General features: G+C 60.7%; 9 protein-coding genes. 5 read left to right on the top strand and 4 right to left on the bottom strand.

Annotation, left to right across the window (positions count from 1 at the left end):
- Nucleotides 1-27 precede the first annotated feature (27 nt).
- A complete protein-coding gene (gene infC, locus VE23_RS19095) occupies nucleotides 28-558 on the top strand; it encodes a translation initiation factor IF-3 (protein WP_049868813.1) in 531 nt (176 codons plus the stop codon).
- Between the two features lie 952 nt (nucleotides 559-1,510).
- Here the strand turns inward: infC and VE23_RS19100 are convergent.
- The gene (locus VE23_RS19100) at nucleotides 1,511-2,401 is read right to left on the bottom strand and encodes a helix-turn-helix transcriptional regulator (RefSeq protein ID WP_021881908.1); all 891 of its coding nucleotides are present in this window, start codon (nucleotides 2,399-2,401) and stop codon (nucleotides 1,511-1,513) included.
- Nucleotides 2,402-2,646: 245 nt separating this feature from the next.
- Between VE23_RS19100 and VE23_RS19105 the strand changes: the two genes are divergently transcribed.
- From VE23_RS19105 to VE23_RS19120, 4 genes are all read left to right on the top strand, one after another.
- Nucleotides 2,647-4,017 carry an MATE family efflux transporter gene (locus VE23_RS19105; RefSeq protein ID WP_021881909.1) on the top strand — a complete coding sequence of 457 codons (1,371 nt, stop codon included), beginning with the start codon at nucleotides 2,647-2,649 and terminating at the stop codon, nucleotides 4,015-4,017.
- Between the two features lie 188 nt (nucleotides 4,018-4,205).
- Nucleotides 4,206-5,486 (top strand): ArsB/NhaD family transporter, encoded by a 1,281-nt coding sequence (locus VE23_RS19110; RefSeq protein WP_048746827.1) that lies wholly within the window; start codon nucleotides 4,206-4,208, stop codon nucleotides 5,484-5,486.
- 110 nt (nucleotides 5,487-5,596) lie between these two features.
- A complete protein-coding gene (locus VE23_RS19115) occupies nucleotides 5,597-6,436 on the top strand; it encodes a DUF2785 domain-containing protein (RefSeq protein ID WP_049868814.1) in 840 nt (279 codons plus the stop codon).
- A gap of 1 nt (nucleotide 6,437) precedes the next feature.
- The gene (locus VE23_RS19120; RefSeq protein WP_048746823.1) at nucleotides 6,438-6,989 is read left to right on the top strand and encodes a GNAT family N-acetyltransferase; all 552 of its coding nucleotides are present in this window, start codon (nucleotides 6,438-6,440) and stop codon (nucleotides 6,987-6,989) included.
- Nucleotides 6,990-7,065: 76 nt separating this feature from the next.
- On the opposite strand, the gene VE23_RS19125 is transcribed toward VE23_RS19120, so the two are convergent.
- The 3 genes from VE23_RS19125 to VE23_RS19135 form a co-directional block, all read right to left on the bottom strand.
- Nucleotides 7,066-9,819: an alpha-mannosidase gene (locus tag VE23_RS19125; RefSeq protein ID WP_049868815.1), complete on the bottom strand. Its 2,754-nt coding sequence runs from the start codon at nucleotides 9,817-9,819 to the stop codon at nucleotides 7,066-7,068.
- 77 nt (nucleotides 9,820-9,896) lie between these two features.
- Nucleotides 9,897-11,222 (bottom strand): glycoside hydrolase family 125 protein, encoded by a 1,326-nt coding sequence (locus tag VE23_RS19130; protein ID WP_021880221.1) that lies wholly within the window; start codon nucleotides 11,220-11,222, stop codon nucleotides 9,897-9,899.
- Nucleotides 11,223-11,300: 78 nt separating this feature from the next.
- Nucleotides 11,301-12,224, bottom strand: coding sequence for a carbohydrate ABC transporter permease (locus VE23_RS19135; RefSeq protein WP_048746819.1), 924 nt, complete (start codon nucleotides 12,222-12,224; stop codon nucleotides 11,301-11,303).
- Between the last annotated feature and the right edge of the window lie 209 nt (nucleotides 12,225-12,433).

The raw sequence follows: 12,433 nt of genomic DNA on the forward strand, positions 1-12,433 counted from the left end.
CGGAAGAGAGGCTGTGAAGAGGCGATTATGGCGGTATTGATCAACGAGCAAATCAAAGCATTCGAGGTGATGCTGACAGGACTGAATGGAGAGAAGATCGGCGTCGTCAGCCGGGAGGAAGCGCTGGCGCTGGCGAAGGCGGCCGGAGCGGATCTCGTCTGCACCTCGCTGATGAGCAGCCCGCCGCCTTGCAGCCTGACACCGAAAGGGAAGGGCAAGGACAAGGCTCGCCAAGATGCCAAGACAGCCGGGAAGGGCGCGCCAAGCCATGGCGGCAAGAGCGGCAACAGCGGCAAGAGCGGCGAAAAGGTCAAGGAGCTTCGCTTCACCGCGCATATCGAGGAGCATGATTACGACACGAAGCTGCGGCAGGCGGACAAGCTGCTGCGGGGAGGCAGTGCCGTCCAGATTGTCGTCAAGGCGTCCGGAGCCAAGGAAGGCGCCGCCGCCAAAGCGGTGCTGGAGCGGCTGCTGGCCGATCTGAAGGAAGCCGGCCGCAAGGAAAGCGGCATCCAGACGAGCGGCAAAGGCTCGCAGGTGAAGGTGAATCCGCTCTAGGCTGCAGGTGCTGAGCTGCCTCCGCGATATCGTTGAGGAAATAGCCGGGGATTGACGGCTTGCCGGTGCCCGAGGATGCGCGCATTATGGGTGGCGTTAGGATGCCGTGCAGGTGCTGGACTCAAGTTGAAGGTGCGCTTGTTCCTTGCCGGGGTTCGGATTGTTTCAGGCAAAGGAAACCGGATCGGACATACGATCCGTTATTTTGCGATAAAAGGCCATTATTGAAGCGGATCGGACATACGATCCGTTATTTTGCGATAAAAGGCCATTATTGAAGCGGATCGGACATACGATCCGCTATTTGTTCGTTATTATTGGAATACCGATTTAGATGGATGGAATAACGGATCGTATGTCCGATAAAGGCACGAAAACGAAGAAAAAGCCTAAATAGCGGAACGTATGTCCGATACAACCACCGAACAAGACCAAAACGGGGATGGGTCGCTTGCAATTGGGCAACCGCCGTTATTTTGAAACCCTCTCAGGTAAAGGTACCAGCCTGGTTCAAGCTCAAGCGGGAAGTGGAAGTGTCGGGCTGCCCAAGCGGCCGAGCAGAAATATCAACGGTCACAAGCTCAAGCGGCGATGTAAAAGTATCTAGTCGGTCACAAGCTCAAGCGGCGAGTAGAAGTATCTAGCCCGGTTTCAGGCTCAAGCGGCGATGTAGAAGTCTCTAGTCGGTCACAAGCTCAAGCGGAGATGTAGGAGCATCTAGTCGGTCACAAGCTCAAGCGACGATTGGAAGTATCTAGCCCGGTTTCAGGTTCAAGCGCCGATGCCAAAAAAGGCCAGGAAACTAGCGCTGCGATTCCGGAAGCGGCGGCCTCCATTATCCCAGCGCAAGATTATTGGCGCAGTTGGGTGCAACCAAGGTTTCATTGGGGTTTCATTGGGGTTTCATACGTGTTCCCGCGTAGGGCTCGCTTGGGATGGACCGGAGCGAATCTCAGGCATGCGAGAACCGCAGCCGGTAGCTGCGCGGCGAGATGCCCTCGTACTTGGCGAAGCAGGAGGCGAAGTAGGCCGCCTGGTTGAAGCCGACCTCTTCCGCGACGCGGGAGACCGGATAGTCGGTGCGCAGAAGCAGCAGCTTGGCCTGTCCGATCCGATAGCGGAGCAGGTACTCCTTCGGCGAGCAGCCGAACTCCTTTTGCATGCAGCGGGCGATATAGACGGAGTGGAAATTGAGGCTGTCGGCCATCTCGCGGGCGCTGATCTCCTCGGCGTAATGCTGGCGCAGATAGGCGGCCGCCTGTGTGGCGCAAGCGGCCGAAGGCGAGGTGGAGCGGGCGTCGATGGCCGCCGACAGCTGCTGGAGCAGCTCCTGGAAGAGGATCTGCTGGCGCCAGAGAGCGCCGCCCATATGGCCGCTCTGCGTGATGGCCGTCAGCTGCTCCAGCAGCTCGAACGCCTGCTCCGGCTGCAGCAGCACCGAATGCTGCGGAACCTGGACGGAGAAGGGCGGCGCGGTCATCTTCCAGGCCGCGCTGGCGGAGGAATCGGCCGTATCCCGCTGGCTCTGGTAGAGCGGCAGCCGCTCGTCGGTCGCCGTCCAATGGCCCTGATGGCCGAAGTGCATCCAGTAATACTCGGTCGTCTCCGTGCATGGGGAAGTGCCGAAGTGATGGGCGTCAGGACGAAGGATGAGCGCTTCTCCCGCGCCGAGGGCATAACGGCGGTCTTCTTCTCCGATGTGCAGCGTCCCTTGCCTGACGGCGAGCAGATCGAACACGCCGATGTTGCGGCGATCGACATGGACCAGTCCCGGCCCATGCGTTTCATGGCCGCTGCTGATATAGAAGGGGAGCGGCGGAAGAGCGAACTGAAGCAGATTCATGGGCTACTCTATCCTTTGCTTGGAATGAAAATGAAGTTGGAATTTTGAAAGTTAAGGTTGCATCCTTGATACCTCAGAGCGAGTATAGCACTTATAATTTGGTTTGACTAATGAGCTCCATACTCACTTGTAATCCGCATCATCCTTAATAAGTTAGGTTGTTAGGCGGCTTGGGCGAAGTAAGGGCTTTCATCAGCCCGGTGCGGGCGATCCGTACCAGGTTATCCAGGGTGGAGGTTGCATAAATGAAAAATCGTAATTATTCCCTGTGGGCGCTCTCGTGGCCGATCTTCATCGAGCTGTTCCTGCAGTTTCTTCTTGGGGCCGCCGATACGCTGATGGTCAGCAAAGTGTCCGATGACGCCGTAGCGGTCGTCGGCTTCTCCAATCAGCTGTTCAATGCGATGACGGTTCTCTTCACGGTCATCGCCAGCGGCGCAGGCATCCTGATCGCGCAAAAGCTGGGCGCAAGGAAAGAGGAAGAGGCCCGGACGATTTCCATTATCGCCCTCAAGGCGACGGTCCTCATCGGCGCGGCGCTGAGCGCGGTGCTGATCCTGTTCCCGGCGCCGATCGCCCGGGTGCTGCAGATGCCCGAGGAGCTGGTGCCGATGGCGGTCCGCTACATCTCCATCGTCGGCGGCGGCATGATCCTGATCGCCGTCATGAGCACGCTGAGCACGGCGATCCGCAACACCGGCAACACGCGGGGACCGATGTACACGGCCGTCGGCATGAATGTCATCCACATCATCTTGAACTACGGCTTCATCTTCGGCGCCTTCGGCCTGCCGCAGTGGGGACTGACGGGAGTCGCCGTCAGCACGCTGGTCAGCCGCCTGCTCGCCTCGGCGCTGCTCTTCTACATGTTCCTGTTCGCCTTCGAGCGCCGCATCTGGTGGGGCGACATCAAGATCTGGAGCCGCGGACTGTTCTCCGAGGTCATGAAGATCGGCTGGCCGCTCGGCGTATACTCGGCCAACTGGGTGTTCTCCCAGCTCGTCATCTTCACGTTCATCGGCTCGCTCGGAGCCAAGGAGCTGTCGGCGCGCACGTATATGAACACGCTGGAATCGTTCTGCTTCCTGATCGGGTTCTCGATCGCGCTTGCTACGCAGATTCGGGTCGCCCACTTGTTCGGAGGGGGACGCATGCGGGAGGCGTACAAGGGCGCCTATACCGGCCTCTGGATCGGCCAGCTGGTCGTCATCGGCAACGCGCTGCTCGTGTTCCTGTTCGGCAGGCAGATGCTGGGGCTGTTCACCTCGGACAGCGAGATACTGGCCATCTGCGCTTCCCTGCTCGGTCTCAACCTGCTGCTGCAGCCGGGCAAGATGCTCAACATGACGATAGCCGACTCCCTCAACGCGGTCGGAGATACCCGCTTCACGATGGTCATCTCGACAGTCAGCATGTGGGGCGTATCGGTAGCCGTCGCCTACTACTTCAGCATCCATCTCGGCTGGGGGCTGGTCGCGATCTACGCCTGCATGATCGCGGACGAATACTTGCGCGGCTTCGTCTGCTGGCTGCGCTGGCGCAGCCGCAAGTGGGCTACGCGCGGCGCGGCCCAGGAAGTGCCGACTGTCGCGAGCGGCACCGCTGCGGAGATGTGAGCCTGCCGCAATCGACAGCACCAAAAAGGATGTCCGAAAGGCGCGAGCCTCCAGGACATCCTTTTTTTCGTTCCGGATTGTTCGCTGGAAGTAATCGGAAGCTGAAGATGGCTTAAAGAGATTCGCTTTTTTATGGTAAAATCATGAAAGCTTCATGATTGTCCATTTATCGTCATCTTCAGGAGGTCTTGTTTTTGCAGGCTGCATGGGCTGTCGCGATTTTTCTGCTTACCTACGCGTTCATCGTTTCCGAAAAAATCCACCGTACGGTCGCCGCCATGCTGGGCGCTCTCATCGTCGTGGCCGCAGGCCTCGTCGAGCAGCATAAGGCGGTCGAGCATATCGACTTCAATACGCTCGGCCTGCTGATCGGCATGATGATCATCGTGCATGTCACCGCCGAGACCGGCATATTCGCCTACGCCGCGATAAAGGCCGCCAAGCTGGCCAAGGGCGAGCCGGTACGCATTCTCGTCGCGCTGGCGCTCGTCACGGCTCTCGGCTCCGCCTTCCTAGACAACGTGACGACGATCCTGCTCATCGTCCCGGTCACGTTCAGCATTACGCGCCGGCTCAAGGTCAGCCCGATTCCATTCCTGATTACCCAGGTCATCGCTTCCAACGCAGGCGGAACCGCGACGCTGATCGGCGATCCGCCGAACATCATGATCGGAAGCGCGGTCAAGGAGCTGACCTTCCTCGCCTTCATCGAAAATCTGGCGCCGATCATCGCCATCATCATGGCGGTCTATGTGCCGATCTTCATGCTCATCTTCCGCAAGCAGCTGCGCACGACGCCGGAGCTGAAGGCGAGACTGATGGAGATGGAGGAGGACGGCCTGCTGCATGACCGGAAGCTGCTCATCAAGTCGCTGTCGGTGCTTGGGCTTACGATCGCGGGCTTTTTCCTGCATCAGGCGCTGCATCTGGAATCCGCGACCGTGGCGCTGGCAGGAGCGTTCATCCTGCTGCTGCTCACCGGAGAGCGCATGCTGGAGGCATCCCTTGCCGCGGTGGAATGGCCGACGCTGTTTTTCTTCATCGGCTTGTTCGTCCTTGTGGGCGGGCTGGTCGACACGGGCGTCATCGGCCGCTTGGCGGAAAACGCCGTGGATCTGACCGGAGGCGACATGAAATCCGCGTCCATGCTGATTTTATGGCTCAGCGCGATCGCCTCTGCCTTTCTGGACAATATCCCGTTCGTCGCCACGATGATTCCGCTCATCCAGGACATGGGGAGCATGGGAATCGACAACCTGGAGCCGCTCTGGTGGAGCCTGGCGCTCGGGGCTTGCCTTGGCGGCAACGGCACCTTGATCGGGGCGAGCGCCAATCTCGTGGCGGCGGGGATCTCGGCCCGGGAGGGATATCCGATCCGGTTCCTGACGTTCCTGAAATACGGCTTCCCGCTCATGCTGCTCTCGGTCGCGCTGTCCAGCGTGTACGTCTATTTGCGGTATCTGCTGTAGCTGCGGCATACGGCTGTCGAGAACGTCTATAACCATTCTGGAGCCTGACGGATTCCCGGCGGAGCGGTAAGATACGGGGAGCTGAAGGAATCAGGAAAGAGGGCGTGAAAATGGGACAGACATCGGAGGAGCTCAAGCTCAAGCTCCAGCGGATGACAGAGACAAGCAAGGGAGACTGGCTTCAAGAGGATAGCGATCTGCTCTTGGAGGACATGCTGGATCATATCGGGGCCGTAGACCCGGAGCTGAGGGACGAGCTCATCTACTCCGCGTTCGCCAAATGGATCGGGGAAGGATATTTGAGTCCCGGACAGCTGGAGCGTGTGCTGGAGCGCTGTCTTGGGCTGCAGATGAGCGGAATCGGGGAACAAGGGAGCGATACGGTGTTCACGCGCTCCTTCGCCTCTCTGGCGCTGACATGCGTCATCGTCGCGGACAGGAAGAGCGGCGTCCTGAGCGGCGCCCAAACGGAGAAGGCGATCCGCCAAAGCTTGTCCTATATGGAAAGAGAGCGGGATACCCGCGGCTTCGTGCCTGAGAAAGGATGGGCCCATGCCATCGCGCACGGAGCGGATTTGCTTGGTGCCTGCGTCAGGCATCCGGCGTTCCGGCCGGAGCGGGCTCCGGACATTCTGGCAGCGGTGCAGAGTGCTTTTTTCAAGGAGACGGTCTATACCGACGATGAGGACAGCAGGCTGACGACTGTCATCGACAGGCTGCTGGAACGCGGTCTGGCCGATGCTGCGCTGGCGGGATGGATCCAGGGACTGCCGGAGGCGTATGAAGCCTTCCTTTCTTCAGGAACGGATTATTTGGCGGCTTTCCACACCCGTATCGGACTGGCTTATTTCTTGAAGACGCTCTATTTCCGGCTTGACGGGGAGCTTGGCGAAGCCCGGGCTGCCGCAGAGGAAGCGGTCCGACGTCTTCAGACCAACAGGAGGATTTGATATGGGGCTGAGGCCGAATTTGTTTGAAGGAAAGCTCGTCCGACTGGCCGCTCCAAGGCCGGAGGATGTCGCCACAATGGCGCTTTGGATGGAGGATTCCGATTACTTGCGGAACGTGGACACGGAGTACGCGGTGCCGGCTACGGAAAAGCAGATGGAATCGGAGTCGGAGCCCGGCTCCAAGGAAGTCTACTTCCGTCTGCGTGAGCTTGAAGGCGACGAGCTGATCGGCTTCGCGGCCATCCACAGCATCGAATGGAACAACCGCGCCGGGATGCTCGCGATCGGCATCGGGGAGGCGCAGAACCGGGGCCGCGGGTATGGCTCGGACGCGCTGAAGATCCTATTGCGCTATGCGTTCCACGAGCTCAATCTGCACCGTGTCGGCTTGGATGTGATCGAGTATAATGCGGGCGGCATCCGGGCGTACGAAAAGGCGGGCTTCCGCCACGAAGGCAGGGCCAGAGAGGCTGTCTGGCGGGACGGACGCCTGTATGACCGGATCAGCATGGGCATACTCCGCCGGGAATGGGAAGCGGCGCTGGAAAGCTAGAGGGCCGTCTGCCGAACGGCAGGCCAAAAAAGACCCGGGACAAGCTCCCGGGTCTTTTTTGGCGTTGCTTTAAGGTTTAGGATTGAAGCCGATGCGAGAAGCCGAGCGTAATAATCTCCGCAGGACCGGCCGGAAGCTCGGCGCGGCGGCCGGCGTCCAGTCCGGACGCGGTTTCGGCCTGCTCAAGCACGCCGCTCTTGTACCAGCCGGAAGCTCCTGCCGGAGCCTGGACGGCCAGCTTGGCGGGCTCGCGCTTCAAGTTGTACCAGCGGGCCATAACGTCGCCGACAGCGTTGACCTTGAAGGCTGAGAACGCCAGCGCCTCGCCTTCCCAGGCCAAGGCGGCATCGACGGGACGGAGCGTTCCGCCATGGATGCCGGTCTGCGCCGTCGTCCATGGCGTTTCGAACTGGTAGGCCTCGGCATACGCGCCTTCTGCGGCTCCGTCGCCGCCATGCGGGATAAGCGCCAAGCGCGCTTCATGCGGACCGATGCACTGGGCTTCCGGCGTCGGGAACCAGCCCCAGTCTCCGAGCTCTCCCGTCGAGCGGAGCAGCGTGACCGCGATCGTATTGCGGCCGTCGCGGAGCACCTCGTACTCGTTCAGCCCGCTGTTCGCCACGGTAAGACCGGCGCGCGCGCCGGCCGCGGCCAGGCCGCTGACGTCGGCAAAGGCCGTCTGATGCTGCGCGTTGCTCGGGTTGGTCCACTCGGCGGATGGCTCGTTGTCGCGCAAGGCGGCTTCAAAGATGGAGTCCGCCGTGTGGACAGACGTCTCGAGATCCGTCGGGAACAGCATGCGCACCCGGTGATCCTTGGCCTGGTTGTCGAAGGAGGAGACGATGTCCAGCCTTCTGCTTCCCCGCTCCAGCGACAAGGTCGTCGTCAGGCGCAGCTTGACCGTCTGCTCGGAGCGGCCGGCCTGGCGTTCCGGGAAGTAGACGATTTCCCGCTGCTCGCGCTCCAGAAGCTCATCAGCCGAGGCGGGCAGCTCCCATTCGTGGACGATTTCCAGAGCGGCCCGGTACGGAGCGTCCTCGGCAACGCGGACGGATGCCTGCAAGCCCTTCGTGGTCAGCGGCTCTACGCCCTTCGGAGCCATGAACATGTATTCGTTGCCGATGTCGCCGCTGTCCTCATATACGCCAAGACCGGTGTAAACCCGTCCGGTGCGGAGATCGCTCAAGGCGAAGCTGCCGTCCTCGGCGACTTCGGCGCGCAGCAGGCCATTGTCCAGCACGCGGCCTCCTTGGAGAAGGGAAGGCTGCTGCGTCGGCGCCTGCCCGCCTTTCACCCAGGCATAAGCGCGGTGGCCGAGCGCCGGCACGGCGTCAGCGCGGAAGGTCAGGCGCACTCGGCGGGCCTGGTAAGGCTGGCGGAAAGCGTCGTCCGGCAGGTCATAGCCGAACTGAAGACCGAGATCTTCCATCGTGCAAGGAATAGCCTGCCCCTGATCGTCTACGAGTACTCGGCCTTCGAGGCCGATTTCGGAGATGCGGGAGTTCATTTCCGGAATCGGGATGCCATCGCGGAAATAGATCCGTGCCGCGTCGAGTTCTACCGACACGGTGCCGCCGCGTTCATATCCGGTCGTGTTGTTCACGACGAACGGCAGAGCATCGGAGCCGTAGGATCCAAATACCCGGGTGTCCACGGCGTCGGCGAGGAAACGCGCCGTCTCGTCGAGGATGGATTCCGCCACATGGCGGCTCTTGTCGAAGCGGGCGACCATCTCCCGGTGGACCTCGTCCACGCTGCAGCCGCAGATGCTGTCATGCGGATGGTTCTGCATGAGCAGCTTCCAGCCGTACGTGAGCAAGTGATGCGGGTAATCCTTGCCGTGCAGATGAGCGTAGGCCGCAAGCGGCTCCGCCGCGCGCTCCAGCAGAGCTTGGCCGCGGGCGTTCATCTGCTTGAGGTAGACGCGCGAGGAGGCGGTGTTGACCAGCGTTCCCCAGCCGTCCGTGCGCTGGCTGCGCAGCTCGCCCTGAACGACCGACAGAGGCCGCTCTCCCGCCGACTCGCGGACGGCTTGCAGATAGTCCGGGAAGTTGGAGTGGATGAAGGTCACATCCGGCTCTACCGCGCCGGCCATGCGGATCGCCTCGGCCAGATCCGTCTGGATCGGCTGGTGGTCGCAGCCGTTCATGAAGAGCAGATGCGGGGTCGACGCGTATTTGCCGGCGTCGGAAAGCTTGCGCTGCCAGTAGGCGCGGGCTTCCTCGGCTTGAACCGGCACCTCGTTGCCGTTGGAATACCAGTTGGCGAACAGAATGCCGAGCACGCGGGAGCCGTCGGGCCCTTCCCAGATGAGCTCGGAGAAGGAGCTTTCAAAGGCGGTCGACTCTCCGACCTCGTTGTTGAAGCCGGTCGGCTTGACGCCGCGCCCGAACAGCGCGTTGTCGATGCCGGCCTGCGCCATCAGCTGCGGCGTCTGGCCGACAAGGCCGAACGTGTCGGGGAAATAGCCGATCTTGGATACCGGACCCCAGCGGGCGGCATCCTCATGGCCGATCTGCAGGTTGCGGAGATTGGCCTCGCCGCTCGTGAGGAAGGCGTCCTGCAGAATATACCACGGACCGATCCCGATGCGGCCCGCGGTGATCAGGGCTTGCAGGCGTTCGCGGTTGTCCGGCCGCACCTGAAGGTAATCCTCCAGGATGATCGTCTGGCCGTCGAGGAAGAAGCTGCGGTAGCCGGGATCGTTCTCGAGCGTGTCCAGCAAGGTGTCGACGAGCTCGACGAGCCGGACATGATGTTTCTCATAGGGGAGGTACCATTCCCGGTCCCAGTGCGTATGCGAGATCAGATGCGCGGTGCGCTTGCTCATGGGGAGCACGTCCTTTCAGTACGGAGTGGAGTGAAAGCGATGTTGACGATCGGTCTTTGACCAACAGGCAAGTGGAATCAGGCGTCCAGCAGGCCGTCCTTCATCGCCCGGTAAACGAGCTGCGAGAAGAGGCTGTTGGACCAGGCGAACCAGCTGCGCGTAAATACGGCGGGATCGTCGGAATGGAACCCTTCATGCATGAATCCGGTGTCCGCATCGGTCGACTCCAGCATGTCGATCATGGCGAGCTTTTCCTCGGCGGATACGGCTGTGATGCCCTGCATGGAAAGGGCCATATGCCAGATGTAGCCCGGCGGCGTGTGGGGGCTGCCGATGCCTTTGGCCTTGGCGCCTTCGTAATAGAACGGATTCTCCTTGCTCAGCGCGAAGCGGCGCGTGTTGAGATAGATCGGATCGTCCTCGGACGTATAGCCGACGTAAGGGATCGACATCAGGCCCGGCGTGCCGGCATCGTCCATCAGGCAGTAGTTGCCGAAGCCGTCGGTCTCGTAGGCGTAGATGGGACCGAACTCGGGATGGCGGTACACGCCGTACAGCTGGATGCCGTGGTCGACGTCCGCTTCCAGATCCGCCAGCTCCTGCACCATCGCCATGTCGCGGAATACCCATTCCGCTATCTCCCGCATCTGCCGCAGCGTGACGACGGCGAACATGTTGGCCGGAATGTTGTAGTGGAAGTCGCACGCATCGTCGCTCGGGCGGAAGCCCGACCAGATCATGCCCGTATAGTTGACCGGCATGCCGAGGCCGCTGTTGCGCAGCGAATCGGTCGGAATGCCGTTGTTGCGGGTGAAGCGGTAGGGGGACTGCTCCAAGTGCCGCTGCTCCGTTTTCCACAGATCGATTGCCGTCCTCATCGCCAGCTTGAAGTCCGTGTCGAAGATGGCGGTATGCTTCGTCTCGTTCCAGTAGGCATAGGCGAGGCGGAACGAGAAGCAGATCGAGTCGAGCTCGAACTTGCGCTCCCATACCCATGGACCCATGTCGGTCACGTCGGTCGTGTTCCAGTGCCAGTCGTTGCTGGTTTCGTTGAAGGCGTTGGCGTAAGGGTCGATCCGGATCATGTTCATGTGGCGCTTGATGAGGCCTTCGATGATCCGCTGGAGGGAAGGGTCCTCCTTGGCAAGCGGAACGTAGTGGATGACCTGTTCGACGGAATCGCGCAGCCACATGGCCGGAATGTCGCCGGTGATGACGAAGGTGGTGCTGTCAGCCATCAGCTTGGTCGTCGTGTCCAGCGTATTGGGGAAACAGTTGCGGAAAAGCTCGAGCAGCTTCGGACGATGCGCCAGGCGCTGGCCGGCTTCCTCGAGGACGGCCTGTACGGCGGCAGGCGTCTCCAGCTTCGGCATCGGGATTTTGGGGAGGCGGAATTGTTCCATGGAATGATCAGGCTCCTTGTCGAAAGTGAGATTGGGAAGTGGGGATCGTGCAGGTTGTCCGGCTTCTTTGCCGCGAGCTTACTCCTTGACCGCTCCGATCGTCAATCCTTGTACGAAATAACGCTGGAAGAACGGGTAGGCGAGGATGATCGGGCCGGTGGCGAGCACGACCATCGCCATGCGGGAAGTATCCTGCGGCATGTTCTGGAGATTGGACGCCAGCGAGGAATTGCTCGCCGCCTGCGACAGCAGGAACTGCATGTTGGTTTCGATGCGCATCAGCATCGACTGCAGCGGCACGAGATTGGGATTCTCGATGTACAGCAGGGCGTTGAACCAGTCATTCCAGTAGCCGAGCGTGCTGAACAGGGCGATCGTGGCAAGTCCGGGGAGCGCGAGCGGCAGGACGAGTTTCCAGAAGATCTGGAATTCGCCGGCGCCGTCGATTTTGCCGGATTCGATAATGGCGTCGGGAACCATCGTGCTGAAGAACGTACGCATGATCAGGATGTAGAAGGCGTTGACCATCAGAGGCAGAATCATCGCCCAGACGGAATCCTTGAGTCCCAGCATCTGCGTGACGACGATGTAGGTCGGGACGAGGCCGCCGTTGAACAGCATCGTGAAGAAAGCAAAGAAGCCGAAGAAATTCCGGTACTTGAACGTCTTGCGCGAAATGCCGTACGCGTACAGCGTGACGACAAGCAGCGCGAGCACGGTGCCGACGACCGTCACCAGAATGGTGACGCCGTAAGAGCGGAGCAGCGCGTCGCCGTTCTGGAAGACGTACCGGTAAGCCTCAAGGCTCCAATGCTCCGGAAGGATCTGGTAGCCGTTCTCGGCGAGGCTGGATTCCTTGGTGAACGAGATGATGACGATGAAGACGAACGGGAACACGCAAGCCAAGGCGAAAACGGCTGCGATGAGGTTGAAGACGACGTTCCAGCCGGTCGACAGCTTCTGGAAGTCCCGGGGTTTCCGGACGGGCATTGCTTTGGCCATGAGGGGGAAACTCCTTTCGTGCCGCCTGGAGGGCGGCTTGTTGGTGCTTGGTGGTGCGGGTAGATCGGGAGCAAAGGCAAAGGCAAAGGCAAAGGCAAAGGCAAAGGCAAAGGCAAAGGCAAAGGCAAAGGCAAAGGCAAAGGCAACCCCCTTCAAACCCCATCCGCTCCGCCGGCAGATCATTCCTCCGATCCCTGTTGAACCCCGGA

The sequence above is a fragment of the Paenibacillus sp. D9 genome, from assembly GCF_001188365.1.
GTDB classification, from domain to species: domain Bacteria; phylum Bacillota; class Bacilli; order Paenibacillales; family Paenibacillaceae; genus Paenibacillus_O; species Paenibacillus_O humicus.

Coding starts and splice junctions, on each gene's coding strand:
- VE23_RS19105 (WP_021881909.1), top strand. CDS start 2,647: ATGAAAAATCGTAATTATTCCCTGTGGGCGCTCTCGTGGCCGATCTTC.
- VE23_RS19120 (WP_048746823.1), top strand. CDS start 6,438: ATGGGGCTGAGGCCGAATTTGTTTGAAGGAAAGCTCGTCCGACTGGCC.
- VE23_RS19135 (WP_048746819.1), bottom strand. CDS start 12,224: ATGGCCAAAGCAATGCCCGTCCGGAAACCCCGGGACTTCCAGAAGCTG.
- VE23_RS19130 (WP_021880221.1), bottom strand. CDS start 11,222: ATGGAACAATTCCGCCTCCCCAAAATCCCGATGCCGAAGCTGGAGACG.
- VE23_RS19125 (WP_049868815.1), bottom strand. CDS start 9,819: ATGAGCAAGCGCACCGCGCATCTGATCTCGCATACGCACTGGGACCGG.
- VE23_RS19115 (WP_049868814.1), top strand. CDS start 5,597: ATGGGACAGACATCGGAGGAGCTCAAGCTCAAGCTCCAGCGGATGACA.
- infC (WP_049868813.1), top strand. CDS start 28: ATGGCGGTATTGATCAACGAGCAAATCAAAGCATTCGAGGTGATGCTG.
- VE23_RS19100 (WP_021881908.1), bottom strand. CDS start 2,401: ATGAATCTGCTTCAGTTCGCTCTTCCGCCGCTCCCCTTCTATATCAGC.